We start from the raw sequence: 25,709 nt of genomic DNA, 5'->3' as shown, positions 1-25,709 counted from the left end.
ACGCCCCGCGCCAGACCGTCCTGCTGATGATCGGCTTCGTCACCGCCCTCGCCCTGGTCTCCGGCTGGCTCAACGAGCGCCGGGCCGGCGGCTCCATCCTGCCGGGCTTCGCCCTGCACGGCGCCGGCAACCTGACCACCTACCTCGGTCTCGCCCTCGGCTGGATCTGACGACGCCTACATCCGCTCCGGCGTGTCGATGCCCAGCAGGTCGAGCGCCCGCTCCAGCTGGTCCAGCACCGCCTTCGACAGGGTCAGGCGCGAACCGCGCGTCGCCTCGTCCGGCGCGGCCAGCACCGGGCAGGCGGCGTAGAATTTCGAGAACGACTGGGCCAGCCGGTAGGCGTGCTCGGCGATCACATGCGGCATGCGCTTGTCGTAGGCCTCGGCCGCCGCCTGCGAGAAGGCGTCCAGCGTCAGGGCCAGGTCACGCTCCGCCGGTTCGCCGATGACGATGGCGCCGGGCGCGAGGCCCTGCTCGGCGGCCTTGCGCAGCAGCGAGCGGATGCGGACGGCCTGATACAGCAGATAGGGGCCGGTCTTGCCCTCGAAGCTCATGAAGCGGTCGAGGTCGAAGACGTAGCTGGTGGTCCGGGCGTTCGACAGGTCGGCGAACTTCAGGGCCGCGATGGCGACCTTGCGCGCGATGTCCTCGAACTCGTCCGCGGGCAGGTCGTCTCCCAGCTTGGCTTCCTTCAGGCGCTCGCGCGCCTTGTCCGTGGCCATGCTGATCAGGTCATGCAGCTTCAGGACGCCGCCCGCGCGGGTCTTGAAGGGCTTGCCGTCCGGACCGTTCATGGTGCCGAACCCGAGGTGGTTCAGCTGCCCCTCGGTGGCGTAGCCCGCCAGCATGGCGCCGCGGAACACCTGTTCGAAATGCTCGGCCTGGCGCTCGTCGACGACGTACAGGACCAGATCGAAGTCCTGGTCGCGGCGGCGTTGCTTGATCGTGGCCAGATCGGTCGTGCCGTACATGGCCGAGCCTTCCGACGAGACCACCAGCAGCGGCGGCGGGCTGGGGACCTCGACGACCGAGCCGTCGTCCAGCTTCTTCTTGCGGGTCTCGCCGGGACGGGCGACGTGCACCACCTGGGCGCCGGCGTCCTCGACCAGCAGGCCCTTGGCCTTCAGCTCCTCGACCATGCCGGGGATCAGCGGGTCGGCGTCGGATTCGCCGTTCCACAGGTCGAAGGTCACGCCCAGCGCCCCGAACTCACGCTCCAGCGCGGTGCGGCTGACGGCCACGAAATGCGACCACAGGGCGCGGTAGCCCGCGCGGCCGTTCTGCAGTTCGGCCGTCGCCTTGCGGGCGCGGTCGCGGAAGGCCGGATCTTCCTTCGCCTTGGCGGCGGCCTGCGGATACAGGCGCTCCAGATCTTCCAGCGAGACGGGGCTTTCGGCCGGGAATGGACCGTCGCCGTCGGCCATGAAGGCTTCCGCGCCGCCCTCGTCGCCAAGCGCGACGATGAGCAGGCCCATCTGGAAGCCCCAGTCGCCGAAGTGGGCGTCGCCCCAGACCTGATCGCCGCGGAAGCGGTACAGGCGCTTCAGGCTCTCGCCGATGATGGACGAGCGCAGGTGGCCGACGTGCATCGGCTTGGCCACGTTCGGCCCGGCAAAGTCGATCACCACCTTGCGCGGGTCCGCCACGACGGCGGCGCCCGCGTGAACGGCGTCGGCGGCGACCTCGGTCGCGCGCTTGGCCAGCGCGGCGTCGGCGATCTTCAGATTGATGAAGCCCGGACCGGCGACCTCGACCGAGGCCAGGCGCGGGTCGCCTTCCAGCCGCGCCGCGACCTTGCCGGCCAGCTCGCGCGGATTGGCTTTCAGCGCCTTGGCGGCGGCGAGGGCGCCGTTCGACTGGAAGTCGGCCAGGTCGGGTCGGTCGGAGGGGGTCACGCGCGCCAGCGCCGCGTCCACGCCTTCGGCGGCGAAGGCGGCCCCGACCGCTTCGCCCAGTTCCGTCTTGAGATCGGTCATTACTGGGCCGGGGGCTGGGCGGCGGGGGCGGCGCCCGCGTTCACGCGGAAGCGGCTGCCCGAGCGGTTGAACTCGGCCATCTGCGGGGTGACGTCGAAGCCGACCAGAATCTCGAAGTGGTCGCCGCTGGTCGTCGCCGAGGCGCGCGGGATGACGATGGTGTTGTCCTGGGTCACGGTCGCGGTGGTCGCGTCACCCTCGAAGGTCACCGGCAGGTCGAAATAGACCTTCTCCAGCACGGCGGAGTTCCGCTCGGTGACGGCGATCCAGTAGCGGTAGTTGCGGCCATTGCCCTCGGCCTGCGGTCCGCGGCCCAGGTTGAACAGCACGCGGGTCTGCACGGTGATCGGCGAGTCGCTGTCATAGGCGCAGTCGGCGACCAGGCCCTCGATCTCGCCGGTGAAGCCGACGTTGGCGGCGGTGACCCGGTCACCGCTCAGCTCGACGTAGCGGGCGGCGTCGTAGAGGATCTTCACATAGGGGCAGGGGCCGGCGGCCGAACGGCGCTGCAGCGGCGCGATGCGCGCACGGCGGGCGCCCGTCTGTTGTTCACCGGCTTCCGGACGGTCCTGGGTCCGGCCTTGCGGCGAGCCGCCGGGGCGCGTCGTCTGCGCGACGGCGACCGGCGCGACGGCCGAGAGGGTGGCGGCGACAAGAGCCGAGGCCAGGGAAACCTTCAGGACGCGACGCATCAAATGCTCTTCCAGATCACGAGGAGGCGGCGACAGCCCGACGCCGTCCGCACGCTTGCCGCTGATAGCGGCTAAACAGAGGCGCGGCAAACCCGCGCGCGAGGAAAGGGCGGTGGCGGGGATCGATCCGAGCGACTAGGTTCCGGCCCATGACCGTGCACCAGCCGATCCGACCGGCCGAAAAGCGTCCCCTGACCGTCCGTCTGGCGACTCCCCGTGGCTTTTGCGCGGGCGTGGATCGCGCCATCCAGATCGTCGAGCGGGCGATCGAGAAGTACGGCGCGCCCGTCTATGTGCGGCACGAGATCGTTCACAATCGCCACGTCGTCGAGCGGCTGCGCAGCATGGGCGCGGTCTTCGTCAAGGAACTGGACGACTGCCCCGACGACCGACCGGTCGTCTTTTCGGCCCACGGCGTGCCCAAGTCTGTGCCCGAGACCGCCCGCTCGCGCGAGATGCTGTACATCGACGCCACCTGCCCGCTGGTGTCCAAGGTCCACGTCGAGGCCGAGCGCCACTTCAACGCGGGTCGCCACGTCATCCTGATCGGCCACGCCGGGCACCCCGAGGTGATCGGCACCATGGGGCAGCTTCCCGCCGGAGCGATCTCGCTGGTCGAGACGGTTGAGGACGCCGAGACCTTCCAGCGTCCGGGCGACGCCCCGCTGGCCTATGCGACCCAGACCACCCTGTCGGTCGACGACACCGCTGACATCCTGGCGGCCCTGAAGCGGCGCTTCCCGGAGCTTCCGGACCCGCACAAGGAAGACATCTGCTACGCGACCACCAACCGTCAGGAAGCGGTGAAGCGGCTCGGGTCGGGTTGCGATCTGGTGCTGGTGGTGGGGTCGAAGAACTCGTCCAACTCGGCCCGCCTGGTCGAGGTGGCCATCAAGGCCGGGGCGAAGGACGCCCGTCTGGTGGACGACGCCGGTCATGTCGACTGGAGCTGGCTGGACGGGGTCTCGACCCTGGGCATCACCGCCGGCGCCTCGGCGCCTGAGCAACTCATCGAGGAACTGGTTCAGGCGGTCCGCGACCGCTTCGACGCCGATGTCGGCGAGGACGACGGCGAACGCGAGACCGTCACCTTCAAGCTGCCGCGCGTCCTGACGACCTGAGCCGCCCGCCGCTTGCGCAAGCGGAGCCTTTGCCGTTCGTTGGCGTTAACGCTGCGACCGGGAAAGGGACCCTCATGCGTCTGACTGCCGCCTGCTCCGTCGTTTCCATTCTGGCCCTGACCGTGACGGGCTGTACGCAGGAGGGCGAGGCGCCGCCCGCGCCCGTCGCGGGACCGGCCCAGCCGGCCGCGCCGTCGACCCCGCCCGTTTCCTACGCCTGCGAGAGCGGCCAGCCCGTCAACGTCGTCTACCCGGACACCTCGACCGCCCAGCTGGCCTACAAGGGGCAGACCTATGTCCTGCGGACCGTGCAGGCCGCCTCGGGCGCCCGTTACATCGGCTCGGGCATCGAGTGGTGGACCGCCAACCGCGACGGGGTCGAAAGCGCCACCCTCAGCCGACTGGGGCCCAATGAGGAAGTCGGGACCGCCGTGCTGGAGCGTTGCTCCCGTCCGTCGTCCGGTCCGGTGGCGCCCGGTCCGGTCCCCACGCCGCAGCCCGCACCGGGCGGCGTCCTGCCCGCCGCCGCGCCCTGCCGGGGGCCGCAACTGAAGCTGTCCACCGAGGGCGGCGACGCCGGGGCGGGCAATCGCGTCACCAATATCGGCATCCAGAACATCAGCAGCACGGCCTGCAGCCTGACCGGCTACCCGGGCGTCGTTCTGCAGGATCGTCAGGGCCGCAACCTGACCGCCATCAACAGCGAGCAGAGCCCCGGCAGCTACTTCACCGCCGGACAGGCCCCGACGCCGGTCACCCTGGCCCCGCAGTCGAAAGCGGCCTTCGAGCTGGCGTGGAGCGTGGTGCCCAACGAGGCGCAGGGCCAGACGTCCTGTCCGAACGTCGCGCGCATCCGGGTCACCGCGCCCGGCGACACCTCGGCGGCGTCCCTCAACCTCGCGTTCGCGCCGTGCGGCGGTCGTGTCCGGGTCAGTCCGATCCGCCCGCTGGTCCCCGCTGGAACGCCCGCACCGGAACCCACCGTTTAGGGGGTTCAATCCTGCGCGGATTCGGCGTAGCGGAGCGCACATGACCGCGACCTTCTATGACCGCATCACGGCGGAACTCGCCGACATCGAGGCCCAGGGGCTGACCAAGCCCGAACGGGTGATCGCTTCCCGACAGGGGCCGGTCATCACGGTGGGCGGCCGCGACGTCCTCAATTTCTGCGCCAACAACTACCTGGGCCTCGCCGGCGACGAGCGGGTGACCCAGGCGGGCATCCGCGCGCAGGAGAAGTGGGGGGCGGGCACGGCCTCGGTCCGCTTCATCTGCGGCACGCTGGAAATCCACAAGGAACTGGAACGGGCCATCGCCGACTACCTCGGCTTTGAGGACACCATCCTGTTCGCCGCGGCCTTCGACGCCAACGGCGGCATCTTCGAGCCCCTGTTCGGCGCCGACGACGCCATCATCTCCGACAGCCTGAACCACGCCTCGATCATCGACGGCGTGCGCCTGTGCAAGGCCAAGCGCTATCGCTTCGCCACCTCGGACATGGCCGACCTGGAGGCCCAGCTGAAGCAGGCCCGGGCCGACGGCGCGAAAGAGATCATCATCGCCACCGACGGCGCCTTCTCGATGGACGGATATATCGCCAAGCTGAAGGACATCCGGGCGCTGGCGGACCGGTACAACGCCCTGATCATGGTCGATGACTGCCACGCCACCGGCTTCCTCGGCCCGCAAGGGCGCGGCTCGTTCGCCTGGAACGACGTCGAGGTCGATTTCGTCACCGGCACCTTCGGCAAGGCGCTGGGCGGAGCCATGGGCGGCTTCATCTGTGCGAAGTCGAACGTCGTGGCCCTGCTGAAGCAGCGCGCCCGGCCCTACCTCTTCTCCAACGCGCTTTCGCCCGCCGTCTGCGGCTCGTCGCTGGAAGCCATCCGCATCGCCGCCGGTGAAGAGGGCGACGCCCTGCGCACCCAGCTGTTCGCCAACGCCGCCCGCTATCGCAAGGCGATGACCGAAGCCGGCTTCACCCTGCAGCCGGGCGAGCACCCGATCATTCCGGTCATGCTGGGCGACGCCAAGCTGGCCCAGGACATGGCCGCCCGCCTGCTGGAGCTGGGCGTCTACGTCATCGGCTTCAGCTTCCCGGTGGTGCCGCGCGGCCAGGCCCGCATCCGCACGCAGATGTCGGCGGCGCACACCTTCGAACAGATTGATCAAGCGGTCGCGGCGTTCACGACGGCCGGCAAGGAACTGGGAGTGATCTGATGACCGACATGATGAAGGCCCTGGCCAAGACGAAGCCCGAGGTCGGCCTCGAGCTGATCGATGCGCCGATCCCGACGCCGGGCGACGAGGATGTGCTGATCAAGGTCAAGCGCACCGCCGTCTGCGGCACCGACATCCACATCTGGAACTGGGACGAGTGGTCCCAGAAGAACGTGCCGGTCCCGATGATCACCGGCCACGAGTTCGCCGGCGAGATCGTCGCCATCGGCAAGGACGTGGATCGCCGCCTCAAGGTCGGCCAGCGCGTCTCTGCCGAGGGCCACGTCATCGACCTGAACTCGGAAGCGGCCCGCGCCGGTCACTTCCACCTCGACCCGGACACCCGCGGCATCGGCGTGAACCGTCAGGGCGCCTTCGCCGAATACGTCGTGGCCCCGGCCTTCAACGTGATCGAGCTGCCGGACGACGTGCCGTATGAGATCGGTTCGATCCTCGATCCGTTCGGCAACGCCGTGCACACCGCGCAACAGTTCGACCTGCTGGGCGAAGACGTCATCGTCACCGGCGCCGGCCCCATCGGCATGATGGCCGCCGCCGTCGCGCGCCACGCCGGCGCCCGCACCGTCGTCCTGACCGACATCAACGACTTCCGCCTCGAGCTGGCCCAGAAGGTCGCCCCGGGCGTGCGCACGGTGAACACCACCAAGGAAGACCTGCGCGACGTCATGCACGAGCTGGGCCTGAAGGTCGGCTTCGACGTGGCGCTGGAGATGTCCGGCTCGCCCATCGCCTTCAAGCAGTGCGTCGACACCCTGATCATGGGCGGCGGCATGGCCCTGCTGGGCATTCCGTCAAAGCCGATGGAGACGGACTGGGGCCAGATCATCCTCAAGGCCCTGACCATCAAGGGCGTCTACGGGCGCGAGATGTTCACCACCTGGCGCAAGATGCTGGGCCTGCTGAAGGCCGGTCTCGACCTGCAGCCGCTGATCACCCACCAGATGTCCTACGAGAACTACCGCGAGGGCTTCGAGGCCATGCGTTCCGGCCAGTCGGGTAAGGTGGTCCTGAGCTGGGACAAGGCGGCCTGAGTGAGCGCTCCGTTCCCGGTCCTCGCCTTCCTTGAGGGCGAGGGCCCCGACGCGCACGGGCGCACCATCTTCGAGGTGCTGGGCTTCGATGACGCGACGCTGGAGCACACCCACGACTACATCCAGTGGCTTTTCCCGCTGACCGAGCCGTCGGCCGCCGTGCCGGGATCGCCGGTGCTGAGCGAGGCGGAAGCGACCGCGATCTTCGATTCCGTGATGGCCCAGTGCACCCTGGCCGCTGCGACCGATCGCATGGCGGCCTTCTACGGACGGCACGATCACTGGCTGAAGCCGGAGGATCACAACCATCTTCGCATCACGCGGATCATCCGGGCCCTGCGGCGGCTGCGCGGCGAGGGTGAGGCGGAGGCCTTCCGGGCGGGCATTCTGGGCCGGGTGACCGCGACCGGAGCGCCGGTCAGCGCCCGCAGCCGCGGCTACTGGGAAACGGCCTAGGCGGTCGCCGCGGTCTTGCCGGCGGTGGCCCGGAACACGATCACCGCGAACACCACCATGCCCAGCACGACCAGCGTCGGGCCGCTGATCATCAGGGCGGGCACGAAGGCCATAAGCGCCTCGATCTGAAGCAACTGGATGGTCAGGCCGATCATCATCAGCGGCAGGCCGATCGCGGCCAGCGCCAGATGGGCCTTGGGCAGCAGGCCCCCGGCCGCGCCCGGGAAGGCGCGATAGAACAGGCCGTACAGGAACATCGACACCCAGCCGAGCAGGTTGATGTGCGCGTGCACGGGCGAAACGATGAAGTTGTGCGTCATGCCCATCCAGTAGCCGAGCAAAACGCCCAGCACGACGAACAGCACGCTCATACGCAGGAATACAGCGGACATTGGTTGGGTCCCTCCGACGACTAACGGGCCGCTCGTAAACCGTCGTTCCGTCGCCGGGGCAAGTTACATCGTGGTCAGGTCAGGGACCGGATCAGGGCCGTCTCGAAGCCCTTCGCGTCCGGACCGGGCAGGGCGGCCAATTCACCGGCCTCATACATCTCGAACACCCGGGGGTGGACGTAGGACGACCGACAGACCGTCGGCGTGTTGCCCAGCAGACCCGCCACGGCCTTCACGCAGACGGTGACGCGGCGCTTCGCCTCGGTCGGCGAGCCCGGCGGCTCCACCTCGCGCAGCGCCCGCGCCGCGGACACCGTCCCGGCCCAGGTCCGGAAATCCTTGGCCGAGAAGGCCTCGCCCATCGCCTCGCGGATGTAGGCGTTCACATCATCCGAGGTGATCGGACACAGCCGCCCGTCCGCATCCCGGTATTTGAACAACTGCTGCCCGGGCAGTTCGCGCAACGACCGGACCACGGCGGCCAGCCGCCGGTCCCGGACCCGGACCTCATGCTCGACCCCGCTCTTGCCCCGGAAGGCGAAGGTGAGGGCGGTCCCGCCCACCTCCAGATGACGCTTGTGCAGGGTGGTCAGGCCGTAGGAGCGGTTCCGGCGGGCGTACTCGGCGTTGCCGATCCGGATCAGGGTCAGTTCCAGCAGGCGAACGGCGGTGGCCAGCACCTTGTCGCGGCTGACGCCCCGCTTGCCCAGATCAGCCTCTACCCGTTCGCGCAGCCTGGGCAGCTTGCGGGCGAAGGCCGGAAGCCGGTCGAACTTGCTCTCCGCCGCATGGCGGCTCCAGTCGGGATGATAGCGATACTGCTTGCGGCCCTTCGCGTCCCGCCCGGTGGCCTGGATATGGCCAGTGGCGCGCGGGCAGATCCAGACGTCGGTCCAGGCGGGCGGGATGGCCAGCGAACGGATGCGGTCCAGCACTTTCGGGTCCCGCACCGGCTGTCCGTTCGTGTCCAGATAGCGGAAGCCGGTCCCCGACCGGCGCCGCGACAGGCCGGGGTTCTCGTCGCTGCACCAGCTCAGGCCTTCGGGAACCTCGATGTCCGTCACACCCCGACCTCATTCAGGGGCCGACACAGGTCCTGCCCCTGTTCCGTCGCGTCCGCCACGGCTTGTGGCGGGGTGGTTTGCGCGTCGGGCAGGAGGGGGTGTTCGCTCATGGCGAACTCCAACGAGGCTGCGAACGGCGGGTTCCTCTTGACCGCGCGGGCGCGGAAGGGGAGGGCATGGATATGAATTACCGCCACAGCTTCCACGCCGGAAATTTCGCCGATCTGGTCAAGCACGCCCTCGTGCTCTGGCTGCTCGACCGCCGGCGCGCGGTCGGACCGGTGACCGTGATCGACACCCACGCGGGCGCCGGGGTCTATGATCTGACCGGCGACGCCGTCCGCTCCAAGGAGGCCGAGGCCGGGATCGCGCGGCTGCTGGCGGCCGACAACCGGCCCCCGCTGATCGAGGCGCTGGCCGGGGCGGTGGCTGAACTGAACCCGCAGGGCGGCGCGCGCCTCTATCCGGGCTCGCCGCTGCTGGTGGCCCGTCGGCTCGGACGCGACGATCGCTATCTGGGCTTCGAGCTCAATCCGCCGGTTCTGCAACTGCTGACCGAGGCGCTGGAGCCCTTTGCGCAGGCCTCAGCCAAGGGCGGCGACGGCTATGACCAGGCCCGGGCCGAGGCGGCGCGTTCGCCGGGCGCCTTCGTGCTGATCGACCCGCCGTTCGAGCGGCCGGACGATTACCTGCGCGCCGCCGACACGGCCGCCGCCATCGTTCGGGCCGACGCGCGCGCCATGGTCGCGGTCTGGACCCCCCTGAAGGATCTGGAGACGTTCGACGGGTTCCTGAGGCGTCTGGATGAGGCGGGCGCCAAGCGGGTTCTGGTCGCCGAGGCGCGGCTGCGCCCGCTGACCAATCCGATGAAGATGAACGGCTGCGCGATGGTCATTCTGAACCCACCCGCCGGAGCTGAAGACGCGGCGCGGCAGGTGTGCGAGTGGGTCGCGGGAACGCTGGGCGAGGCGGGCGCCAAGGCCGAGGTCTGGACCGCCTGAGGCCCTATTCGATGACTTCGCCCGCCTCGTAGAGGTGCGGTTCGAAGGTCGCGATGGCCATGATCGGCTCCATCGCCTTCACCACCTCGGGCGAACGCGCCATCGCTTTCCAGTGGTCGCGTGAGCGCCAGACCGCGTGGACCGCTGCGACCTTGCCGTTCAGCCCGCGGTGCAGGGTGGCCGAGATGAAACCCTCGGTCCCGCGCTGGGCGGCGACCATCACGGCCAGATGCTCCATCAGCAGCGCCTGCTTCTCCGGCGCACAGCGATAGACGTTGATCAAAACGACGGGTTCGGCATCAGACATGGCGCGCCCTCTAGCCCAGTTTTGCTTCAGCTTTGTATGACCCGAAGCGGAAAAGCGTCCAGCGCCCGCAGAAGCGTGGACGCCTTGCCGGGACGGCGTGGAAGGCCATATCGGGCGCTATGCACAGTCGCCCGCTCCGTATCGCCATTCTCAAGACCGGCGCCCCGCCGCCCGCTCTCGCCGAGGTTCACGGCGACTATCCGGCCATGTTCGCCACCTTGCTGGGCGACGGCTTCGAGACGACGACCTTCGATGTCCAGAACGGCGAGTGGCCCGACTCCGTCGCCTTCGACGGCGCCATTATCACCGGCTCCGCCGCGGGCGTTTACGAGGACGACAGCTGGATCGGCGCGCTGCTCGACTGGATCCGCGCGGCGCGGGGGCGGACCCGTCTGGTCGGCGTCTGCTTCGGCCATCAGGCCATGGCCCAGGCCCTTGGCGGCCGCGTCGAGAAGTCGGAACGGGGCTGGGGCGTCGGCCTGCATCGCTATGAGGTCGTCGGCGCCCCGGCGTGGATGCGACCTGCCGCTTCGACGGTCTCGATCCCGGTGTCCCACCAGGATCAGGTGGTGGAGGTTCCGGCTGACGCGCGCGTCACCCTGCGCAGCGATTTCACGCCCCATGCCGGTCTCGCTTGGGGCGATGACGCCGTCAGCTTTCAGGGCCATCCCGAGTTCACCCCGGCCTATGCGGGTGAGCTGACCGCCGGACGGCGGGGGCGGATCGATCCGGAACTGGTCGACCGGGCGCTGGAAAGTCTGCGGGGTCCGGATGATCGGGAAAGCGTAGCCATATGGATTCGCGGCTTTTTCGCGGCGTAAACCTTATTCAATGAATGCATGCGATGAGGGCAGGGCATGTCGCTGTCCCGGTTCGCGCTTCCGTTTGTCGCCACCGCCGCCCTTCTTGGCGGGGCAGCGCCCGCATATGCGCAGCCGACCCGGTCGGTCACGGCCGCCCAGAGCGCCGACGACGGCCTTCGCCTGGCCGATTTTGTCGAGCGTCGCGCCGCCTCGACCAGTTTCGCCGCCCTTGAAGCCTTCGGTCGGGAGGCCCTGCGGCGGCCGAACCGCGAAGGGTTGAACCGCCTGTATCACGTCACCTGGACCATCCTGAACCAGGGTGAGTTCGACCGCGCGCTGGTCTGGAACCGGCGTCTCGCGGAGGCTGCGCGGCGGCAGGGGGATCAGCGCTACGCCGACATCGCGCATCTGAACGAACTGACGGTGCGTTACGATCAGGGCGACGTCCGCGTCGCCGAAGAGATGCAACGCATGTCGGTCTCCGGACGCGACTGGTTCGTGCGGGCCCATGCCGCCCGTCTGACCGCCCTCTGGCTGATCGATCAGGCCCGTATCGGCGAGGGACTGCAGCTCCTCGCGCGCGCCGAGGCGGACATTCCCGAGGCGGACCCGTTTGCGAACACCGCCCGGGCCGGCATCTGGGAAGTCGCCGGAATGGGCCTGAAGGACCTCCACGACGTTCAGGGGGCCGCGGACGCCTTCCGGAAGTTCGAGATCGACTATTCCAACCCGGCCTATCCGCGTCCGGACTTCGACAGCCTCTACAACCTCACCATGATGGCGGTCTCGGTCGGCGAGACCGACCTGGCGGCCCGCTACTACGCGGCCCACAGCCGACTGTCCGGGCGCTCGGACCTGCCGACGCTGAAAATCTATGACGCCAGCCTGTGCGCCACCGTGGCCAACGCCCGGCAGCGGCCCGAGGGCGTGCTCGCCTGTCTGGCGCCCTACGGCGAGGATCTGGGCGAGGCGGCCTTCCTGGCGCGCGACGCCCTGCCCCTGCGCGCGATCGCCCGCGCCCGCACCGGCCGGACCGCCGCCGCGCGGCGGGATCTGGAAAAGCTCCGGGCGCTCGAGGAAGGCATCGGCGAGCAGTCCGAGATCGACCACGTCGAGGCCGAGGTCCTGTTCGCCGAAGGGCGGTCCGAAGAGGCCTTCCGCGTGCTGCGCGCGCACATGCAGACCGAGGAGACGGACGCCAATCGCAGCTTCAGCGCCGGTGTCCACCAGGTCACCGGGAACATCCAGCAGCAACTGACCGAGCGGCGCCGCCAGCTGGAGACCGCCAAGGCCAACACCAGCCTGCAGCTCGGCATCACCATCATCGCCGTGCTGTTCCTGCTGTGCGCGGTCGGCGCGGTGGTCTGGCAGTGGCGGCTGGCGGGACACCTGCGTATGGCGCGCCGCCGCGCCGAGGAGGCCAACCGGGCCAAGTCGGAATTCCTCGCCAATATGAGCCACGAGATCCGCACGCCGCTGAACGGCGTGGTCTCCATGGCCGACTCGCTGGCTCGCCGGAATCTCGATCCGCAGGAACACGAGATGGTCGAGCTGATCCGCTCGTCCGGCGCGACGCTGGAGCGGTTGCTCTCGGACATCCTGGACAGCGCCAAGATCGAGTCGGGTCAGGTCACGCTCGAGCCGATCGCCTTCGATCTGGAGCAGGCGGTCAGCGACGTCGCCGCCCTGTGGCGGGTCAAGGCAGAGGACAAGGGCGTGGCCCTGCACGTCGATTTCGACCCGGTCCTGTCAGGCTTCGTCGAGGGGGACGCCGTTCGACTGCGTCAGGTCCTCAACAACCTCGTGTCCAACGCCCTGAAGTTCACGGCGGAGGGGGCGGTGTCCCTGTCGGTCCAGCGGACGGAGCAGGACCGCATCCTGTTCCGCGTCAACGACACCGGCGTGGGCTTCGACGCCGAGCAGAAGAGCCGCATCTTCATCCGCTTCCAGCAGGCCGACGGCTCGATCACCCGCCGCTTCGGCGGCACCGGCCTGGGTCTGGCCATTTCGACCGCCCTCGTCGATCTGATGGGCGGGGCGCTGGACTGCGAAAGCGCGCCGGGCGAAGGCGCGGCCTTCTGGTTCGAGATTCCCATGCCCGCCGTCGCGCCTGTCGCCGCGGAGCCCGTCGTCGGCAATGACGCCGTGGACGTGGCGGCCGCGCCGCTGCGGATCCTGCTGGCGGACGATCATCCGGCCAATCGCAAGGTGGTCGAGATCATGCTGGCGGCCACGGCGATGGAGATGATCGCGGTCGAGGACGGTCAGCAGGCGCTTGAGGCCTTCCGCGAGGGCGGGTTCGATCTGGTGCTGATGGACATGCAGATGCCCGTGATGGACGGCCTGACCGCCACCCGGGCCATCCGTGATCTGGAGACGGCGGAGGGGCGGGTTCGCACCCCGGTCGTCATGCTGACGGCGAACGCCATGGCGGAACATGTCGAGGCGGGCCGTCAGGCCGGGGCCGACGGCCACCTGACCAAGCCCGTCACCCTCGCCAGCCTGTTCGACGCCATCGGCGCCGCCCTGCAGGCCGAGGATCAGGCCGAGGCGGCCTGATCAGGGCCACTTCACCACGGGCGGCATCGAGCTGAGGATCGAGTCGACGTTCCCGCCGGTCTTCAGGCCGAACATGGTGCCGCGGTCGTACAGCAGGTTGAACTCGACGTAGCGGCCCCGCCGGACCAGCTGTTCCTCGCGTTCCTCCGCCGTCCAGCTTTCCGTCATCCGGCCCGAGACGATCCGCGAATAGACGTCCAGGAAGGCCTCGCCGACATCGCGGGTGAAGGCGAAGTCGCGATCCCAGTCGCCGCTGTCGTGATGGTCATAGAAGATGCCGCCGGTGCCGCGCGGCTCGTTGCGATGCGGCAGGAAGAAATACTCGTCGCACCAGGCCTTGAACTTCGGGTGCCAGCTCGGGTCGTGGGCGTCGCAGGCTGCCTTCATCGCGGCGTGGAAGGCGACGGTGTCCGGCGCGTCCTGATGACGGTCCATGTCCAGCACGGGCGTCAGGTCGCCGCCGCCGCCGAACCAGCTCTTCGTCGTGGCGATGAAGCGGGTGTTCATATGCACCGCCGGCACGCGCGGGCTGACGGGGTGGCAGATCAGGCTGATGCCGGTGGCGAAGAAGCGCGGGTCTTCCGCCGCGCCGGGCACCGACTTCGCATAGTCGGGCGGGAAGCTGCCGTGCACCGTCGAGACGTGCACCCCGACCTTCTCGAACAGACGGCCGTGCATCATCCCCATGACGCCGCCGCCGCCTTCCTTGCGCTCCCAGGGGGTGCGCACGAAGCGGCCGGGCTCGCCGGGGAACAGGTCGGCGGGCGCCGCGTCCTCCAGCGCCTCGAACCCGGCGTGGATGCGGTCGCGCAGGGCCTCGAACCAGTGGCGGGCGGCGGCTTTCTTCTGCGCGAGGGGATCGGCGGCGTCGGTCATGGCGGCTTCCTATGACGACGCAGGCCCGCGCGAAAGGGCGCCGTTGACCCCGCCGATGCGTCTGCCACTGTCGCCGCTTCGTTTTCCGGGGAGTCCGCCGATGTTCCGCACCGCCCTTCTGGCCGCCGCCGCCCTGTCGGCCTTCGCCCTGCCGGTCCAGGCCCAGGACAACGCCGCCGAGTCGCGGGCCCGGCGCATTCTTGAGCGGACGCCCCTGATCGACGGGCACAACGACCTGCCCTGGGCCCTGCGGCAGAGCCACGGGCGCGACCCGTTCGCGGTCGATCTCACCACCGACCTGCAGGCGTCGACCCGGTTGCACACCGACATCCCGCGCCTGCGCGCCGGGGGCGTCGGCGGCCAGTTCTGGTCGGTCTATGTGCCCGCCAGCCTGAGCCCGAACGACGCGGCCGTCGCCACCTGGGAGCAGATCGACATCGTCCGCCGGCTGGTGGCCGCCTATCCGGACGTCTTCGAGCTGGCGACCACGGCGGACGACATCGTGCGCATCCACAGGCAGGGGCGGATCGCCAGCCTGATGGGCATCGAGGGCGGCTATTCGATCGACGACTCCCTCGGCCTGCTGCGCGAGTTCCATGAGGCCGGGGTCCGCTACATGACCCTGACCCACTCGAAGACCACCACCTGGGCGGACAGCGCCACCGACGCGCCGAAGTGGGGCGGCCTGTCGCCGTTCGGGGAGCAGGTCGTCAAGGAGATGAACCGCCTCGGCATGATGGTCGACCTGAGCCACGTCTCGGAGGACACCATGCTGGACGCCATGCGGGTGTCCGAGGCGCCGGTGATCTTCTCCCACTCGTCCGCGCGCGCCGTGACCGGTCATGCGCGCAATGTGCCGGACAGCGTGCTGCGCATGATGGCCGAGGACGGCGGGGTGGTCATGGTGACCTTCGTCCCCGGCTTCGTCAGCGAAACCGTGCGGGCGTGGAGCGCGGCGCGGGCCGCCGAGGACGCGCGGCTCAAGTCGCTGAACCCCGGCAATCCGCAGGCGGTGACCGACGGTCTGGCGGCCTGGGTCGCCGCCAACCCCGTGCCGCGCGCGGCCGTGGCCGACGTCGTCGCCCACATCCAGCATGTGCGGGAGGTGGCGGGCATCGACCACGTCGGTCTGGGTGGTGATTTCGACGGCGTGGATTCCCTGCCCGACGGCATCAGCGGCGTCGACGCCTATCCGCGCATCCTGGCCGCCCTGATGGAGGACGGCTGGACCGAGGCGGACATCCGCAAGCTGGCCGGCGAGAACGTGCTGCGCGTGATGCGGGCGGTCGAGGGCGTCGCCGCGAGCAAACGGGCCGAGCGCCCCGGTCTCGCCTCGCTGCCGGCCGAAGGCGCGCCCGAATAGTCAGGCCCGCCTGAGGGCCTCCAGCGCGTCGTAGGCGGGGCGCATCCACCGCTCCGCCAGAGCCCGCACCGCCTCCGGCGCGGCGTCGCGCTTGGCGGCGGCGTCGCTTTCAAACGGTTGGTCGCCCCGCTTCGGATTGCGCCCTGAGGCGAGGGTCAGTCGGGCTACTTCGTCTTTCGTCAGCGTCAGGCCGAAATGCCCGGCGACCCCGGTCCACGCCGCGCCGGGCAGGTCCGCATAGTTCAGCAGCAGGGTGGGGGCGGCTTCCGCCGCTTCCTGGCCCCCGCTCAGGATCGCGCCCAGCACCCGCGCGGCCCAGGCGTCGGGATCCGGCTCGTCGTCGATCCCGAACAGCCGGCCCGGAAGCAGTCCCGGCGCCGTGTGGACGCCGCGCTGCCGCAGGGCGCTGACCAGCACCTCGACCGGGTCGCGATACAGGAACACGCGCGGCGTCTCGGGAAAGGCTTCCCGGATCAGGGCGTGCTGGAGGGTGTTCCAGGCGTCCAGCTTGATGAACAGCCGGGTCTGGCCCGGCGCCCGCGCCTGACCGAGCGCGCTGACGACGGCGCGAAGCAGGCGGATCTGCCGGTCGCGCCCCAGTCGGTCTCCGGCCCGGATCAGGCTGTCGACCGGACCAGGCTCGGACAGGACCAGCGCGCCGTCCAGCCGTCCCAGCAGGTGCGCCAGCAGGGTCGAGCCGCACCGCGACACATGGAAGATCAGCCCGGTGGGGCGGATGCCCGGACTGTGCTGCGCCCAGGCTTCCAGTTGCGCCAGCGTCGTCCGACGCCGGAACAGCACGTTCGCGGGCCGCCGCGTCAGCCGGGCGAAGGTGTCGTCCAGAAAGGCGTCCGGGAAGCCGGTCTCGTCGGAGTGGATCCACTCCACGATCGAGGCCTCGACATCGTCGTCGTTCCAGAAGATGCGGCCGGGCAGCCAGCCGTCCAGCCGCGCTATCGCATCCATTGCTCGTTCCAGCGGCGGCGCTCCTCGGTCATGGCGTCCCGAACGGCGGCGGCGGTGAAGGGCAGGGCGCGCTCAAGGCCCAGCCGGATCGTCTCCTCGACAAACAGGTCCCGATCGGTGGTGTCGCGCAGCGTCGCGTGCAGGTCGGGCTCCGCGGCGACCAGCGCGCGGAAGCGGTCCAGGTTGGCGGCGGCGGTGTCGGCGTCGATGAGCGGCTCCGGCGGACGGAAGGGGTCCGCCGCCTCGAAGGGGATCAGGGCGCGAAGCCAGTCGTTCACGCCGACGTCGATGACCAGATGGATGCGATCGGTCGCGCCGCCGTTGAACACCCGGTGCGGCTGGCCGAGGTCCAGGTACCAGACCTCCCCCGGCGCCATCTCGACCCGCCGGTTGCGCAAATGGAACTCGACCCCAGGGTTGGTCAGCACGGGAACATGCAGCCGGGCTTCGCCCTGCTCATAGCCGAGGTCGTAATCGCGGTGCTCGTGGATCGAGGCCCCCGGGGCCAGCCGCAGCAGGCGCACCGCCCGCAACGGGCAGTCCAGCCCCGCCAGCAGGGTCCGGACCCCGGCGCACAGCGCCATCAGCGGGGTATCGGCGAACGCCTCGCCCGTCGACAGCAGGCTGTCCGTCGCGCCCATCGGACCGCGCAGGACCAGGCCGGTCCAGTCGCCGTCATGAAAGTCGCCGTTGAAATGGGGAACCCAGCCCTCCGCCGACAGGGCGATCAGGTCGTCCCGAAGAGCGGCGGTGTTGACGGTCAGCGGCAGCCGGAAACGGTCGATCATGACCTTGGATTGTATCTCCGGTCGCGGTTCTCGCGTCCAGAGGCCTCAGGGCAGGCTGTTCGTCTTCCGCAGCGCCTCGAACAGGGCGATGCCGGCCGAGACCGACAGGTTCAGCGACCGCGCGCCGGACTTCAACGGAATCACCACCCGCTCGTCCGCGGCGGCGTGGACATGGTCGGGCGCGCCGGTCGGCTCGCTGCCGAACAGGAGCACGTCGTCCGGCCGGAACTCGAAGTCCGGCAGGGGCGTCGCCCCCTTTGTCGTGAACAGGACCAGCCGTCCCGGGGCGCGATCCCGCTGGAAGGCCTCCCAGTCCGCGTGCCGGGTCATGTGGCTGAGCGGACCGTAATCGAGGGCCGCGCGCTTCATCGCGCGGTCGTCAAAACGGAAGCCGGTGGGCTCGATGATGTGCAGTTCCACACCGAAACAGGCGCTCAGACGGATGCTGGCGCCGACGTTCTGGGGAATGGCTGGTTGAAAAAGGGCGAGACGCATTCTAGAGCCCTCATACGCGGGGCCCGGGGGCTTGTCGCGCTCTGTTTTGCGACTGTTTCGCAAGTAGCGTCAGCAACTTGCGCCAAACCGTTGCAAACCGGGGTCGGGACGGGGTTAAGGGTTCTCGCCAAAGCATCCATGCCGTCCACCACGCTCCGCTTCGGGCGTGGACTGCGGCGTACGAGGAGTGAAACGTGGCCGAATCGGTCGTTGAAGGTGAAGGCGGCGACGCCACCCGCCGGGACTTCATTCACATCGCCGCCGGCGCGGCTGCGGTGGGCGCGGGCGCCATGGTCGTCTGGCCGCTGATCAACCAGATGAACCCGGCGGCTGACACCCTGGCCTTGGCGTCGATCGAATTCGACATGACCAAGGTCCAGGAAGGCCAGCAGGTCGTGATCAAGTGGCAGGGCAAGCCGGTCTTCGTCCGCTACCGCTCGCCGGCCGAGCTGCAGAAGCTCGCGTCCGAGCCGAACGAGGGCAAGCCGGTCCAGCCGGATACGGCCCGCACCAAGGAAGGCCACGGCCAGTACCTGGTCGTCCTCGGCAACTGCACCCACCTGGGCTGCGTCCCGACCTTCGGCACCGGTGACTTCGGCGGCTGGTTCTGCCCCTGCCACGGTTCGCACTACGACGCCTCGGGCCGTATCCGTAAGGGCCCGGCCCCGCTGAACCTGGTCGTGCCGGAATACGAGTTCGTGTCCGACACCCGCATCAAGATCGGCTGAGGACGTACGAGAGAACGATGAGCGCTCACGAATCCACCTACGTCCCGAAGACCGCCGTCGAGAAGTGGCTCGACACCCGTCTTCCGATCGTCCGTTTCGGCGCCGACTACATGTCGCTGCCCACCCCGAAGAACCTCAACTACTGGTGGACCTTCGGCGGCATCCTGGCCCTCTGCCTGGTCACGCAGATCGCGACCGGCATCGTGCTGGCCATGCACTATGTGCCGAACACCGAACTGGCCTTCGCCTCGGTCGAGCGCATCATGCGCGACGTCAACGGCGGCGACCTGATCCGCTACACCCACGCCAACGGGGCCTCGATGTTCTTCATCGCGGTCTACCTGCACATGCTGCGGGGCCTGTACTACGGCTCCTACAAGGCGCCGCGGGAAATGATCTGGATCGTCGGCTGCGTGATCTTCTTCCTGATGATCGCCACCGCCTTCCTCGGCTACGTCCTGCCCTGGGGCCAGATGTCCTACTGGGGCGCGGAGGTGATCACCAACCTGATCGGCGCGATCCCCGGGATCGGCGAGCCGATCCTGATCTGGCTGCGCGGCGGCCCGGCCGTCGATAACGCGACGCTGAACCGCTTCTTCTCGCTGCACTACCTGCTGCCGTTCGTCATCGCCGGCTGCGTGGTCCTGCACCTGTGGGCCCTGCACCACGCCGGCCAGAACAACCCGGTCGGCATCCTGATCCCGAAGGATCGGGAGAAGAAGGACATGGTTCCGTTCCACCCGTACTTCACGGTCAAGGACGGCTTCGCCATCATCCTGTTCCTGATGCTGTTCGCCCTGTTCGTCTTCTTCATGCCGAACGCCCTGGGTCACGCCGACAACTACATCCCGGCCAACCCGCTGCAGACGCCCGCGCACATCGTGCCCGAGTGGTACATGCTGCCCTTCTACGCGATCCTCCGCGCGGTCCCCGACAAGTTCGGCGGCGTGCTGGCCATGTTCGCGGCGATCGGCGTGCTGTTCGTCCTGCCGTGGCTGGATGCGTCGAAGGTGCGCTCGATGCGCTACCGCCCGACCATGCGGACCTTCTTCATCATCTTCGTCTTCGTCGGCCTGGTTCTGGGCTGGTGCGGCGCCCAGCTGCCGGACGCCCCGGTGATCGGTCACTTCAAGACCTTCACCCTGATCGACGGCGACCTGAACAGCTACCTGTGGCTGACCCGCTTCGCCACGCTCTACTACTTCGCCTTCTTCCTCGTGATCCTGCCGCTGGTGGGTCTGAAGGAGAAGCCGCTCCCGATCCCGGCGACCATCTCGGAACCCGTCCTGTCGGGCGGCGAAGAGCAGAAGGGCTGATCGCGACCATGACCCTCAAGACTTCGATGCGCTCCATGAAGAAGACCCTGGTCCTGATCGCCGTGGCGACCGGCCTGACCCTGTCGGCGGCTCCGGCCCTCGCCTCGGGCGGCGGCGGTCACCCGCTCCGCAACGGCGGCTTCTCGTTCGACGGCCCGTTCGGGACGTTCAACCAGGGCCAGCTGCAGCGCGGCTACAAGGTCTATCGCGAGGTCTGCGCCTCGTGCCACAGCATGAACCTCATGCACTTCCGTACCCTGGCCGAGCCCGGTGGTCCGTTCTACGACCACGAGCAGGACAGCCCGGCCGAGAACCGCTACGTGCGGGCCCTGGCCAAGGAAGTTCAGATCGCCGACATCGACACCGAAACCGGTGAGCCGGTGATGCGCGACGGCACCCCGGCCGACCGCTTCCCGAACCCGTATCCGAACGCCACGGCGGCGGCGGCGGCGAACGGCGGCGCGGCTCCGCCTGACCTGTCGGTGATGGCCAAGGCCCGTCACGGCGGCGCCAACTACATCTACTCGCTGCTGACCGGCTACAAGACGCCGCCGGCCGGCCTGCAGATGCGTCCGGGCCAGAACTACAACGAGTACATGGCCGGCGACCTGACCCCGTTCGTCGCGGACGGCGCGCACGTCCCGCCCGGCGGCTTCATCGCCATGCCGAACCCGCTGCGCAACGGCCAGGTGACCTATGACGACGGCACCGCGCCGACCGTCGAGAACTACGCCAAGGACGTCGCGGCCTACATCGCCTGGGCCTCGGATCCGAAGCAGGTCGCCCGCAAGCGCGCCGGCGTCGGCGCCCTGATCTTCCTGCTGCTGTTCGCCGGTGTGACCTATCTGTCGTACCGCCGCATCTGGAAGGGCGTCGCCCACTAAGCGACCGCCTGACAGGCCGACACGATCGACCCGCCGGAACCCGCGCTCCGGCGGGTTTTTCGTTCCAGCGGCCGCATCGAACACTGTATTGCGATTTCTGAGAAAGAACTTTATAACTCAAAGCGAAATCGTCAGGAGGTCGCCATGACCCGTCTTCGCCTTGCCTCCGTTCTTGTCGCCGCGGCCCTGTTCGGCGCCGCCGGAGCGCCCGCGGCGGCCCAGACCATGCAGCCGACCGGCAGTCAGACGCAGCGGGACCGGATCGCCGCGCTGGACTTCATGAACGGCGAGTGGCGGGGCGAGGCGACGGTCATCATGCCCGGCGGCCGCACGGTCCTGACCCAGACGGAACGCGTCGGCTCCCTGCTGGGCGGTTCGGTGAAGCTGGTCGAGGGGCGCGGCTATGCGCCGGATGGCTCCACCCAGTTCAACGCCTTCGCCATCATCTCGTGGGACGAGCGGGAAGGTCGCTACGGCTTCCGCAGCTACGCCAACGGCCACACCGGCGACTACCGCTTCGAACTGACCGACGACGGCTTCCGCTGGGAAATGCCGGCCGGGCCGAACGCCCGCATCGCCTATGTCGCGGTCGTCCGCGACGGCGCCTGGCACGAGGTCGGCGACTATATCGCGGAGGGCCAGCCGCCCCGCCGGTTCTTCGAGATGCGCCTGACCCGCATCGGCGACACCGAATGGCCGGGCGTGGCGACCGTATCGCCGCACTGAGCCCCGCCTGATCGACAGCCCGGATCGGGCGCCCTACGGTCCGCCCCCTGTTCGAATGGCTGAGGGTGCCCTGATCATGCGTCTGCCTGTTTCCATCGCCGTGCTGGCCGCCGGCGCCCTGTTGTCGGCCTGTGCGACCTCGGGAGGCGGCGCGCCCGCGACCCCGTACACCCCGACCTTCAGCACCGAGCGCCTGTCGGAGGACGCCCGGATCCTGTCGGACGACAGCTTCGAGGGGCGCGGCATCGCCACCCCGGCCGAGCAGAAGGTCGTCGACTACCTGAGCGCCCAGTACGCGGCCGCCGGCTTCCAGCCGGGCGGTCCGAACGGCCAGTGGACCCAGGACGTCACCCTGAACCGCTTCACGGCCTCGAACATCCGCGCCGGGTTCACCGCGGGCGGCGAGACCATTCCCCTGACGCAGGGCGAGCAGATCGTGATCTCGACCCGGCTGCCGGGCGACCACGTCCACCTGATGAACAAGCCGCTGGTCTTCGTCGGCTACGGCATCGATGCGCCCGAGCGCCAGTGGGACGACTTCAAGGACGTCGACGTCCGCGGCAAGGTCATCGTCGTGCTGGTCAATGACGCCGACTTCGAACAGCCGGAGCTCAACACCTTCGGCGGCCGGGCCATGACCTACTACGGCCGCTGGACCTACAAGTATGAAGAGGCCGCCCGGCAGGGCGCCGCGGGCGTGATCATCGTCCACGAGACGGCCCCGGCCTCGTACGGCTGGGCCACCGTCAACAACAGCTGGTCCGGGCCGCAGTTCGACATCGTCCGCGCCAACGCCGCCGCCGAGCGCGCGCCGATGGAAGCCTGGCTGCAGCGTCACGTCGCCGTCGACCTGTTCCGCCGCGCCGGTCTCGACTTCGAAGCGCTGAAGGTGGCCGCCCGCAGCCGCGACTTCCGTCCGGTGGAACTGACCGGCGTGACCTTCAACGGCATGTTCGACGTCGCCTCGACCCAGGTGGTCACGCACAACGTCCTGGCCCGGCTGCCGGGCACGACGCATCCTGACGAGACCGTCCTCTACACCGCGCACTGGGATCACATCGGCGTCGGTTCGCCCGATGCGGACGGCGACGCCATCTTCAACGGCGCCGTGGACAATGCGACCGGCACCGCCGGCCTGCTGGAACTGGCCCGCGCCTTCGGCGCCGGCCCCCGTCCGGAGCGCTCGATCGTCTTCATCAGCTTCACCGCCGAGGAAAGCGGCCTGCTGGGGTCGGAGTACTACGCCTCCAACCCGGTCTATCCGCTGGCCACGACCGTGGGCGGGTTCAACATCGACTCGATGAATGTCTACGGCCGGGTGAACCGCTACGGCATCACCGGCTACGGCCAGTCCGATCTGGACGAGCGCATCGGCGCCGTGGTCGAGAGCCAGGGCCGCACCCTGCAGCCCGACGCCAACCCCGCCTCGGGCGGCTACTTCCGGTCGGACCACTTCCCGCTGGCCAAGCGCGGCGTGCCGATGACCTACGGCGGCTCGACCGGCGACTTCCGCGACGAGCCGATCGCCGAGCGTCAGGCCACCCGTTCGGAATACGGCCGCAGCCGCTACCACCAGGCCAATGACGAGTGGTCGCCGAACTGGGACCTGCGCGGTCAGGTCGAGGACCTTCAGGTGCTGTACACCGTCGGCTCGGCGCTCGCGAACAGCCGCGAGTGGCCGCAGTGGAAGGACGGTTCGGAGTTCGGTCCGGCCCGCGCGCCGACGGCGGACCAGCGGCGGTAATCCGTCCGCACCGCACATGACAAAAAAGTAAGGGGCGGTCCTGCGGGGCCGCCCTAATGTGCGCGCCATCTGATCCGGGGATGGAGCTCACCCATGTTTCGCAAACTGATGAACGGCGCCGCCGTCGCCGCCGTTCTCGCCGCCGGCGTGCTGGTCTCGTCCTGCGCCACGGCGGGCGGGACGGGCCACGCCGCCCATGAACCGGCCTTCTCGGCCGAGCGCATCAGCAACGATATCCGCGTCATCAGCGCCGATGACTTCCAGGGGCGCTATCCGGGCACCGAGGGCGAGCGCAAGGTGCTGGCCTTCCTGCAGGCCCAGTACGAGGCCATGGGCCTTGAGCCGGGCGGCCCGAACGGCCAGTGGCTGCAGCCCGTCGAGCTGAAGCGCTATACCCCCGTCGCCGGCGGAACCGCCAGCTGGACGGGCCCGGACGGCCAGTCGCACGCCCTGACCGTCGGGACCGACATCACCCTGCGCGCCGCGACCAATGACGGCCGCGCCTCGATCCGCAACGCGGGCGTGGTCTTCGCCGGCTACGGCATCACCGCTCCGGAGCGGAACTGGGACGACTACGGCGACATCGATGTGCGCGGGAAGGTCGTGGTGGTCATCTCGGGCGAGCCGGAAGGCGAGCTGTTCAACGGCCAGTACGCCACCAACTACCAGTCGGGCGCCTACAAGGCCGATGAAGCCTTCCGCCGCGGCGCGGTGGGCGTGATCACCCTGGTCCCGCAGCCGGCCTCTTCGGCCCAGTGGCAGGGCATGATCCGCGGCGCCAACCGCACCCGCACCCTGACCCCGGGCGCGGCGAACCTGGAGTTCTCGGGCGTCATCAATCACGACACCGCCTTCGCCATGGCCTCGGCCGCCGGTCTGGGCATGGAGAGCTTCGGCAACACCGCCGGCGGGTCGTTCAAGGCCGTGCCGCTGACCGGCGTCAGCCTGTCGCTGGACATCTCCGAGACCATCGAGACCCTGGTCACCCACAACCTGCTGGCCAAAATCCCGGGGACCGAGCGTCCGAACGAGACGATCATCTATTCGGCCCACTGGGACCACGTCGGCGGCGCCGAGCAGCACGCGGGCGTCGAGGGCGACAACATCTGGAACGGCGCCTGGGACAACGCCTCGGGCACCATCGGCGTGCTGGAGATGGCGCGTCAGCTGAGCCGGGCGCCGCGTCCGGAGCGCACCATCGTCTTCGCCCACATGGCGGCCGAGGAAATGGGGCTGCTGGGCGCCTACGCCTACGCCGCCGATCCGGTCTATCCGCTGGAGACGACGGTGGCGGACATCAACATCGACATGCTGCCCCTGTCGGGCCCGACCCGCGACATCCCGATCTTCGGCAAGGGCCAGAACGATCTGGAGGACCGGCTGGAGGCGCTGGCCGCACCGCTGGGCCGCTATGTCTCGGATGACCATCAGCCGGAGCAGGGCTTCTACTACCGCTCGGACCACTTCCCGTTCGCCCGCATGGGCGTGCCGGCGATCATGCCCTGGCACGGCTGGGACTGGGTGGACGGCGGTCGTGAGGCCGGCGAGGCCGCCTGGCGCGCCCGCTTCGCGGCGGACTACCACAAGCCGTCGGACGAATGGTCGGCGGACTGGGACCTGCGGTCGGCGGTCGAGAACCTGACCCTGCTGTATCACCTGGGTCTGGACCTCGCGAACAGCGACGAATGGCCGGGCTGGAAGCCGACGTCGGAGTTTGCCCAGGTTCGGGCCCGCTCGGACGCGGCGCGCCGCTGATGCTGTCGATCCGCCCTCTGACCGGCGACGGCTCGCCGCCGGCGGAGGGCGAGTACGCGCAGGCCTGTGAAGTCAGCGGGGCGACCCGCTGGCTCTACCTGTCCGGCCAGATCCCGGTCGCCCCGGACGGCTCGCTGGCCCCCGACTTCACCGGCCAGTGCGAGCAGGTCTGGGACAATGTCGAGACGCAGCTCCGCGCGGCGGGGATGACGCTGGACAACCTCGTGAAGGTCACGACCTACCTGTCGGACCGGGCCTATGCGCTGGAGAACCGCGAGGTTCGCATCCGCCGTCTCGGCGGACGGCAGACCGCCCTGACGGTGATCGTCACCGGCATCTTCGACGAAAGCTGGCTGGTCGAGATCGAGGCGGTGGCGGCGGCGTAACGCCGCCTTGAGAAGCTGCACACGCAGGCCCAAAGT

The 25,709-nt window shown here is 69.2% G+C and carries 25 protein-coding genes; 16 read left to right on the top strand and 9 right to left on the bottom strand.

The window, feature by feature from the left end; translation table 11 throughout:
* Nucleotides 1–176 precede the first annotated feature (176 nt).
* Entirely contained in the window at nucleotides 177–1,979 is a 1,803-nt protein-coding gene (gene argS, locus VGE03_RS14055; RefSeq protein ID WP_331047098.1) for an arginine--tRNA ligase, read from the bottom strand.
* The gene (locus tag VGE03_RS14050) at nucleotides 1,979–2,671 is read right to left on the bottom strand and encodes a Tat pathway signal sequence domain protein (RefSeq protein ID WP_331047097.1); all 693 of its coding nucleotides are present in this window, start codon (nucleotides 2,669–2,671) and stop codon (nucleotides 1,979–1,981) included. The genes argS and VGE03_RS14050 overlap by 1 nt, the downstream gene beginning before the upstream one ends.
* Nucleotides 2,672–2,820: 149 nt before the next feature.
* On the opposite strand from VGE03_RS14050, the gene ispH reads away from it, so the two are divergent.
* From ispH to VGE03_RS14025, 5 genes are all read left to right on the top strand, one after another.
* Nucleotides 2,821–3,792: a 4-hydroxy-3-methylbut-2-enyl diphosphate reductase gene (gene ispH, locus VGE03_RS14045; RefSeq protein WP_331047096.1), complete on the top strand. Its 972-nt coding sequence runs from the start codon at nucleotides 2,821–2,823 to the stop codon at nucleotides 3,790–3,792.
* A 74-nt stretch (nucleotides 3,793–3,866) separates the two neighbouring features.
* Nucleotides 3,867–4,781, top strand: a complete 915-nt coding sequence (locus VGE03_RS14040) for a DUF4232 domain-containing protein (protein ID WP_331047095.1) — start codon at nucleotides 3,867–3,869, stop codon at nucleotides 4,779–4,781.
* A 40-nt stretch (nucleotides 4,782–4,821) separates the two neighbouring features.
* Nucleotides 4,822–6,012 (top strand): glycine C-acetyltransferase, encoded by a 1,191-nt coding sequence (locus VGE03_RS14035; RefSeq protein WP_331047094.1) that lies wholly within the window; start codon nucleotides 4,822–4,824, stop codon nucleotides 6,010–6,012.
* Between the two features lie 11 nt (nucleotides 6,013–6,023).
* Entirely contained in the window at nucleotides 6,024–7,064 is a 1,041-nt protein-coding gene (gene tdh, locus VGE03_RS14030; RefSeq protein ID WP_349256586.1) for an L-threonine 3-dehydrogenase, read from the top strand.
* Nucleotides 7,065–7,520, top strand: a complete 456-nt coding sequence (locus VGE03_RS14025) for an opioid growth factor receptor-related protein (RefSeq protein ID WP_331047092.1) — start codon at nucleotides 7,065–7,067, stop codon at nucleotides 7,518–7,520. It abuts the gene before it with no gap.
* Here VGE03_RS14025 and VGE03_RS14020 read toward each other — a convergent pair.
* Nucleotides 7,517–7,912 (bottom strand): hypothetical protein, encoded by a 396-nt coding sequence (locus tag VGE03_RS14020; RefSeq protein WP_331047091.1) that lies wholly within the window; start codon nucleotides 7,910–7,912, stop codon nucleotides 7,517–7,519. The genes VGE03_RS14025 and VGE03_RS14020 overlap by 4 nt on opposite strands.
* A gap of 74 nt (nucleotides 7,913–7,986) precedes the next feature.
* Nucleotides 7,987–8,976, bottom strand: coding sequence for a DNA topoisomerase IB (locus VGE03_RS14015; protein WP_331047090.1), 990 nt, complete (start codon nucleotides 8,974–8,976; stop codon nucleotides 7,987–7,989).
* Nucleotides 8,977–9,158: 182 nt separating this feature from the next.
* Here VGE03_RS14015 and rlmJ point away from each other — a divergent pair, with 182 nt between their 5' ends.
* The gene (gene rlmJ, locus VGE03_RS14010; RefSeq protein WP_331047100.1) at nucleotides 9,159–9,977 is read left to right on the top strand and encodes a 23S rRNA (adenine(2030)-N(6))-methyltransferase RlmJ; all 819 of its coding nucleotides are present in this window, start codon (nucleotides 9,159–9,161) and stop codon (nucleotides 9,975–9,977) included.
* Between the two features lie 4 nt (nucleotides 9,978–9,981).
* On the opposite strand, the gene VGE03_RS14005 is transcribed toward rlmJ, so the two are convergent.
* Nucleotides 9,982–10,284 (bottom strand): antibiotic biosynthesis monooxygenase family protein, encoded by a 303-nt coding sequence (locus tag VGE03_RS14005; RefSeq protein ID WP_331047089.1) that lies wholly within the window; start codon nucleotides 10,282–10,284, stop codon nucleotides 9,982–9,984.
* A 119-nt stretch (nucleotides 10,285–10,403) separates the two neighbouring features.
* Between VGE03_RS14005 and VGE03_RS14000 the strand changes: the two genes are divergently transcribed.
* Nucleotides 10,404–11,105, top strand: coding sequence for a type 1 glutamine amidotransferase (locus VGE03_RS14000; RefSeq protein ID WP_331047088.1), 702 nt, complete (start codon nucleotides 10,404–10,406; stop codon nucleotides 11,103–11,105).
* A 36-nt stretch (nucleotides 11,106–11,141) separates the two neighbouring features.
* Nucleotides 11,142–13,646 (top strand): hybrid sensor histidine kinase/response regulator, encoded by a 2,505-nt coding sequence (locus tag VGE03_RS13995; RefSeq protein WP_331047087.1) that lies wholly within the window; start codon nucleotides 11,142–11,144, stop codon nucleotides 13,644–13,646.
* Here the strand turns inward: VGE03_RS13995 and hemF are convergent, their stop codons facing one another.
* Nucleotides 13,647–14,522, bottom strand: a complete 876-nt coding sequence (hemF, locus tag VGE03_RS13990) for an oxygen-dependent coproporphyrinogen oxidase (protein ID WP_331047086.1) — start codon at nucleotides 14,520–14,522, stop codon at nucleotides 13,647–13,649. It lies immediately after the preceding gene.
* A gap of 100 nt (nucleotides 14,523–14,622) precedes the next feature.
* On the opposite strand from hemF, the gene VGE03_RS13985 reads away from it, so the two are divergent.
* Nucleotides 14,623–15,885: a dipeptidase gene (locus tag VGE03_RS13985; RefSeq protein WP_331047085.1), complete on the top strand. Its 1,263-nt coding sequence runs from the start codon at nucleotides 14,623–14,625 to the stop codon at nucleotides 15,883–15,885.
* On the opposite strand, the gene VGE03_RS13980 is transcribed toward VGE03_RS13985, so the two are convergent.
* The 3 genes from VGE03_RS13980 to VGE03_RS13970 are packed head-to-tail and all read right to left on the bottom strand — an operon-like array spanning nucleotide 15,886 to nucleotide 18,134.
* On the bottom strand, nucleotides 15,886–16,851 hold the full coding sequence (locus tag VGE03_RS13980; protein ID WP_331047084.1) for an aspartyl beta-hydroxylase: 966 nt from the start codon (nucleotides 16,849–16,851) through the stop codon (nucleotides 15,886–15,888).
* Complete coding sequence (locus VGE03_RS13975; RefSeq protein WP_331047083.1) at nucleotides 16,839–17,639, bottom strand: aspartyl/asparaginyl beta-hydroxylase domain-containing protein; 801 nt, start codon at nucleotides 17,637–17,639, stop codon at nucleotides 16,839–16,841. Before VGE03_RS13975 ends, VGE03_RS13980 begins: the two co-directional genes overlap by 13 nt.
* A 45-nt stretch (nucleotides 17,640–17,684) precedes the next feature.
* Complete coding sequence (locus VGE03_RS13970) at nucleotides 17,685–18,134, bottom strand: tRNA (cytidine(34)-2'-O)-methyltransferase (RefSeq protein ID WP_331047082.1); 450 nt, start codon at nucleotides 18,132–18,134, stop codon at nucleotides 17,685–17,687.
* A gap of 194 nt (nucleotides 18,135–18,328) precedes the next feature.
* Here VGE03_RS13970 and petA point away from each other — a divergent pair, with 194 nt between their 5' ends.
* From petA to VGE03_RS13935, 7 genes are all read left to right on the top strand, one after another.
* Entirely contained in the window at nucleotides 18,329–18,862 is a 534-nt protein-coding gene (gene petA, locus VGE03_RS13965; RefSeq protein ID WP_331047081.1) for a ubiquinol-cytochrome c reductase iron-sulfur subunit, read from the top strand.
* Nucleotides 18,863–18,879: 17 nt separating this feature from the next.
* Entirely contained in the window at nucleotides 18,880–20,178 is a 1,299-nt protein-coding gene (locus tag VGE03_RS13960) for a cytochrome b (RefSeq protein ID WP_331047080.1), read from the top strand.
* Nucleotides 20,179–20,186: 8 nt separating this feature from the next.
* Complete coding sequence (locus VGE03_RS13955; protein WP_331047079.1) at nucleotides 20,187–21,062, top strand: cytochrome c1; 876 nt, start codon at nucleotides 20,187–20,189, stop codon at nucleotides 21,060–21,062.
* 144 nt (nucleotides 21,063–21,206) lie between these two features.
* Nucleotides 21,207–21,788, top strand: coding sequence for a DUF1579 domain-containing protein (locus tag VGE03_RS13950; RefSeq protein ID WP_331047078.1), 582 nt, complete (start codon nucleotides 21,207–21,209; stop codon nucleotides 21,786–21,788).
* A 76-nt stretch (nucleotides 21,789–21,864) separates the two neighbouring features.
* Nucleotides 21,865–23,532, top strand: coding sequence for a M28 family metallopeptidase (locus tag VGE03_RS13945; RefSeq protein WP_331047077.1), 1,668 nt, complete (start codon nucleotides 21,865–21,867; stop codon nucleotides 23,530–23,532).
* 93 nt (nucleotides 23,533–23,625) lie between these two features.
* Nucleotides 23,626–25,287, top strand: a complete 1,662-nt coding sequence (locus VGE03_RS13940; RefSeq protein ID WP_331047076.1) for a M28 family peptidase — start codon at nucleotides 23,626–23,628, stop codon at nucleotides 25,285–25,287.
* Nucleotides 25,287–25,673, top strand: a complete 387-nt coding sequence (locus VGE03_RS13935; RefSeq protein ID WP_331047075.1) for a RidA family protein — start codon at nucleotides 25,287–25,289, stop codon at nucleotides 25,671–25,673. The genes VGE03_RS13940 and VGE03_RS13935 overlap by 1 nt, the downstream gene beginning before the upstream one ends.
* Nucleotides 25,674–25,709: the final 36 nt, after the last annotated feature.

Source organism: Brevundimonas sp., assembly GCF_036400995.1.
Classification (GTDB): domain Bacteria; phylum Pseudomonadota; class Alphaproteobacteria; order Caulobacterales; family Caulobacteraceae; genus Brevundimonas.
Note: the sequence above shows the minus strand (reverse complement) of the source record. Positions and strands in the feature narration are given on the sequence as shown.

Coding starts and splice junctions, on each gene's coding strand:
- argS (WP_331047098.1), bottom strand. CDS start 1,979: ATGACCGATCTCAAGACGGAACTGGGCGAAGCGGTCGGGGCCGCCTTC.
- VGE03_RS14050 (WP_331047097.1), bottom strand. CDS start 2,671: ATGCGTCGCGTCCTGAAGGTTTCCCTGGCCTCGGCTCTTGTCGCCGCC.
- ispH (WP_331047096.1), top strand. CDS start 2,821: ATGACCGTGCACCAGCCGATCCGACCGGCCGAAAAGCGTCCCCTGACC.
- VGE03_RS14040 (WP_331047095.1), top strand. CDS start 3,867: ATGCGTCTGACTGCCGCCTGCTCCGTCGTTTCCATTCTGGCCCTGACC.
- VGE03_RS14035 (WP_331047094.1), top strand. CDS start 4,822: ATGACCGCGACCTTCTATGACCGCATCACGGCGGAACTCGCCGACATC.
- tdh (WP_349256586.1), top strand. CDS start 6,024: ATGAAGGCCCTGGCCAAGACGAAGCCCGAGGTCGGCCTCGAGCTGATC.
- VGE03_RS14020 (WP_331047091.1), bottom strand. CDS start 7,912: ATGTCCGCTGTATTCCTGCGTATGAGCGTGCTGTTCGTCGTGCTGGGC.
- rlmJ (WP_331047100.1), top strand. CDS start 9,159: ATGAATTACCGCCACAGCTTCCACGCCGGAAATTTCGCCGATCTGGTC.
- VGE03_RS14005 (WP_331047089.1), bottom strand. CDS start 10,284: ATGTCTGATGCCGAACCCGTCGTTTTGATCAACGTCTATCGCTGTGCG.
- VGE03_RS14000 (WP_331047088.1), top strand. CDS start 10,404: ATGCACAGTCGCCCGCTCCGTATCGCCATTCTCAAGACCGGCGCCCCG.
- VGE03_RS13995 (WP_331047087.1), top strand. CDS start 11,142: ATGTCGCTGTCCCGGTTCGCGCTTCCGTTTGTCGCCACCGCCGCCCTT.
- hemF (WP_331047086.1), bottom strand. CDS start 14,522: ATGACCGACGCCGCCGATCCCCTCGCGCAGAAGAAAGCCGCCGCCCGC.
- VGE03_RS13985 (WP_331047085.1), top strand. CDS start 14,623: ATGTTCCGCACCGCCCTTCTGGCCGCCGCCGCCCTGTCGGCCTTCGCC.
- VGE03_RS13980 (WP_331047084.1), bottom strand. CDS start 16,851: ATGGATGCGATAGCGCGGCTGGACGGCTGGCTGCCCGGCCGCATCTTC.
- VGE03_RS13975 (WP_331047083.1), bottom strand. CDS start 17,639: ATGATCGACCGTTTCCGGCTGCCGCTGACCGTCAACACCGCCGCTCTT.
- VGE03_RS13970 (WP_331047082.1), bottom strand. CDS start 18,134: ATGCGTCTCGCCCTTTTTCAACCAGCCATTCCCCAGAACGTCGGCGCC.
- VGE03_RS13960 (WP_331047080.1), top strand. CDS start 18,880: ATGAGCGCTCACGAATCCACCTACGTCCCGAAGACCGCCGTCGAGAAG.
- VGE03_RS13955 (WP_331047079.1), top strand. CDS start 20,187: ATGACCCTCAAGACTTCGATGCGCTCCATGAAGAAGACCCTGGTCCTG.
- VGE03_RS13950 (WP_331047078.1), top strand. CDS start 21,207: ATGACCCGTCTTCGCCTTGCCTCCGTTCTTGTCGCCGCGGCCCTGTTC.
- VGE03_RS13945 (WP_331047077.1), top strand. CDS start 21,865: ATGCGTCTGCCTGTTTCCATCGCCGTGCTGGCCGCCGGCGCCCTGTTG.
- VGE03_RS13940 (WP_331047076.1), top strand. CDS start 23,626: ATGTTTCGCAAACTGATGAACGGCGCCGCCGTCGCCGCCGTTCTCGCC.
- VGE03_RS13935 (WP_331047075.1), top strand. CDS start 25,287: ATGCTGTCGATCCGCCCTCTGACCGGCGACGGCTCGCCGCCGGCGGAG.